Source organism: Arthrobacter sp. Y3223164 (assembly GCF_059091005.1).
The window spans coordinates 1-1,140 of sequence record NZ_JBNHGF010000609.1 but is presented as its reverse complement, the minus strand read 5'-3'; the positions used below and the strand labels follow the sequence as shown (position 1 = coordinate 1,140).

The 1,140-nt window shown below is 69.4% G+C and carries 1 protein-coding gene; it reads left to right on the top strand.

The window, feature by feature from the left end:
• Nucleotides 1–107: 107 nt before the first annotated feature.
• On the top strand, nt 108–1,140 hold a 1,033-nt coding region (locus AC5RUJ_RS16820; RefSeq protein ID WP_494156310.1), incomplete at its 3' end, for a glycerophosphoryl diester phosphodiesterase membrane domain-containing protein.

The following is a 1,140-nucleotide window of genomic DNA, read 5'->3' as shown; positions in this document are numbered from 1 at the left end:
CCCAGTCCGGGTGGAACCCGCAGCCGCAGTGGGGACAGCCCCCGCCCGGCGCACAGCAGCAGGGAGGCTGGCCGGCGCCCGCAGGTCCGGGCCCTTACCGCGGCTATGTGGCTCCGCCGAAACCGGGCGTCATCCCGCTGCGTCCGCTCGGCGTCGGCGAGATCCTCGACGGCGCCTTCCAGGCGGCCCGCAAGAACGCCGCGGCGGTCTTCGGCACCGCGGTGCTGCTCCAGGTGGTCGTCAGCGCGCTGGCCTGGCTGGTCGGCGGGCTGATCATTTCGGCCTTCGGCGGCCTGCAGGTCATGGCCAACGAGGAACTCACGGATGCATCCGCGGTGGCCTTCGGCCTGTCCATCATCATCTCCTCGCTCGTGCTCGGCCTGCTGTCCGGGGTGGGGATCCTGGTCCTGCAGGGCGTCCTCGCCATTCCCACCGCCCGGGCCGCGGTCAACCAGAAAACCGGCTTCGGCCTGATGTTCGCGCTTGCGAAGGGCCGGATCGGTGCGCTGGTCGGGCTGGCCCTGCTCTATCTCGCCCTCACCGCTGCCGCACTGGTCGCGATCATCGCCGGCTCCTTCTTCCTGGCCGACCAGCTCGGCGTGTCCTCGGCCTGGATCATCGTGCTGATCATTGTGGGCCTGACGGCGGTATCCGTCTGGATCGGCATCAAGCTGATGCTGGCACCGGCGGTGATCATCATGGAACGCGCCTCGGTCTTCCGGGCGCTCGCCCGGTCGTGGCAGCTGACCGACCGCAGCTGGTGGCGGACCTTTGGCATCATCCTCTTGTGCACCATCATCGTCACGGTGATCACCTCCGTGGTCAGCATGCCCATCTCGTTCATCGTGGGACTCGCCGGTCCGCTGCTGGGCGACCCCACATCGCCCGAGAGCATGCTGGCGACCATGGGGCCGCTCACGCTGGTCTCGATGCTGCTGTCTTCCATCTTCTCGGCCATCGGCTACGCCTTCCAAGCGGCCGTGATCGCCCTGGTCTACATCGACCTGAGGATCCGCCGCGAAGGGTTCGACGTCGTGCTGTTGCGCGAACATGAAGCCTCCGGCGGCCGGGAGACCCGGACCATTCCGGGACTCGGCGCGGGCGCGGCACCCGGCCCCGCGGTTCCCGGGCCGGCCGGCC